General features: G+C 57.1%; 1 rRNA gene. It reads left to right on the forward strand.

The features are described 5' to 3' along the window. Nucleotides 1–2653: ribosomal RNA gene (locus tag IH44_RS0139585) — 23S ribosomal RNA — on the forward strand; the annotation flags it as partial. Nucleotides 2654–2655: the final 2 nt, after the last annotated feature.

Here is a 2655-nt window from a genome sequence, read left to right on the forward strand (position 1 = left end):
TCCCAAGTAGCACGGGGCCCGAGAAATCCCGTGTGAATCTGGCGGGACCACCCGCTAAGCCTAAATATTCCCTGGTGACCGATAGCGGATAGTACCGTGAGGGAATGGTGAAAAGTACCGCGGGAGCGGAGTGAAATAGTACCTGAAACCGTGTGCCTACAAGCCGTGGGGGCAGCCTTCGGGCTGTGACTGCGTGCCTTTTGAAGAATGAGCCTGCGAGTTTGCGGTGTGTAGCGAGGTTAACCCGTGTGGGGTAGCCGTAGCGAAAGCGAGTCCGAATAGGGCGTTCGAGTTGCATGCCCAAGACCCGAAGCGGAGTGATCTAGCCATGGGCAGGTTGAAGCGCGGGTAAGACCGTGTGGAGGACCGAACCCACCAGGGTTGAAAACCTGGGGGATGACCTGTGGTTAGGGGTGAAAGGCCAATCAAACTCCGTGATAGCTGGTTCTCCCCGAAATGCATTTAGGTGCAGCGTCGCGTGTTTCTTGCCGGAGGTAGAGCACTGGATAGGCGATGGGCCTTACCGGGTTACTGACCTTAGCCAAACTCCGAATGCCGGTAAGTGAGAGCGCGGCAGTGAGACTGTGGGGGATAAGCTCCATGGTCGAGAGGGAAACAGCCCAGAACACCGACTAAGGTCCCTAAGCGTGTGCTAAGTGGGAAAGGATGTGGAGTCGCAGAGACAACCAGGAGGTTGGCTTAGAAGCAGCCACCCTTGAAAGAGTGCGTAATAGCTCACTGGTCAAGTGATTCCGCGCCGACAATGTAGCGGGGCTCAAGCACACCACCGAAGTCGTGTCATTGCAGCAATACTCCCAACGGAGGCTGTGATGGGTAGGGGAGCGTCGTGTGCCGGGTGAAGCAGCCGAGGAATCGAGTTGTGGACGGTTCACGAGTGAGAATGCAGGCATGAGTAGCGATACAAGAGTGGGAAACTCTTGCGCCGATTGACCAAGGGTTCCTGGGTCAAGCTGATCTGCCCAGGGTAAGTCGGGACCTAAGGCGAGGCCGACAGGCGTAGTCGATGGACAACGGGTTGATATTCCCGTACCCGCTTTGAAGCGCCAACGTCGAACCTCTTGATGCTAAGCCCGTGAAGCCGGCCCGGAGTCTTCGGACAATGGGACGTGGTGGAGCCGGTGACCCAACGGGGTAGTAGGTGAGCGATGGGGTGACGCAGGAAGGTAGTCCAGCCCGGGCGGTGGTAGTCCCGGGGTAAGGGTGTAGGACGTTGCGTAGGCAAATCCGCGCAACACGAAGTCTGAGACCTGATGCCGAGCCGATTGTGGTGAAGTGGATGATCCTATGCTGTCGAGAAAAGCCTCTAGCGAGTTTCATGGCGGCCCGTACCCCAAACCGACTCAGGTGGTCAGGTAGAGAATACCGAGGCGTTCGGGTGAACTGTGGTTAAGGAACTCGGCAAAATGCCCCCGTAACTTCGGGAGAAGGGGGGCCATTGCTGGTGACGGGACTTGCTCCCTGAGCTGGTGGTGGCCGCAGAGACCAGCGAGAAGCGACTGTTTACTAAAAACACAGGTCCGTGCGAAGCCGTAAGGCGATGTATACGGACTGACGCCTGCCCGGTGCTGGAACGTTAAGGGGACCGGTTAGTCCGATTTCGGTCGGGCGAAGCTGAGAACTTAAGCGCCAGTAAACGGCGGTGGTAACTATAACCATCCTAAGGTAGCGAAATTCCTTGTCGGGTAAGTTCCGACCTGCACGAATGGCGTAACGACTTCTCGACTGTCTCAACCACAGGCCCGGTGAAATTGCATTACGAGTAAAGATGCTCGTTTCGCGCAGCAGGACGGAAAGACCCCGGGACCTTTACTATAGCTTGATATTGGTGTTCGGTTCGGCTTGTGTAGGATAGGTGGGAGACTGTGAAGCGGCAACGCCAGTTGTCGTGGAGTCGTCGTTGAAATACCACTCTGGTCGTGCTGGATGTCTAACCTGGGTCCGTGATCCGGATCAGGGACAGTGTCTGGTGGGTAGTTTAACTGGGGCGGTTGCCTCCTAAAGGGTAACGGAGGCGCCCAAAGGTTCCCTCAGCCTGGTTGGCAATCAGGTGTTGAGTGTAAGTGCACAAGGGAGCTTGACTGTGAGACTGACGGGTCGAGCAGGTACGAAAGTAGGGACTAGTGATCCGGCGGTGGCTTGTGGAAGCGCCGTCGCTCAACGGATAAAAGGTACCCCGGGGATAACAGGCTGATCTTCCCCAAGAGTCCATATCGACGGGATGGTTTGGCACCTCGATGTCGGCTCGTCGCATCCTGGGGCTGGAGTAGGTCCCAAGGGTTGGGCTGTTCGCCCATTAAAGCGGTACGCGAGCTGGGTTTAGAACGTCGTGAGACAGTTCGGTCCCTATCCGCTGTGCGCGTAGGAGTGTTGAGAAGGGCTGTCCCTAGTACGAGAGGACCGGGACGGACGAACCTCTGGTGTGCCAGTTGTCCTGCCAAGGGCATGGCTGGTTGGCTACGTTCGGGAGGGATAACCGCTGAAAGCATCTAAGCGGGAAGCCTGCTTCGAGATGAGCACTCCCACCTCCTTGAGAGGGTAAGGCTCCCAGTAGACGACTGGGTTGATAGGCCGGATATGGAAGCCCTGTGAGGGGTGGAGTTGACCGGTACTAATAGGCCGAGGGCTTGTCCTCAG

This window comes from Kitasatospora sp. NRRL B-11411, assembly GCF_000721345.1.
Taxonomy (GTDB): domain Bacteria; phylum Actinomycetota; class Actinomycetes; order Streptomycetales; family Streptomycetaceae; genus Kitasatospora; species Kitasatospora cineracea.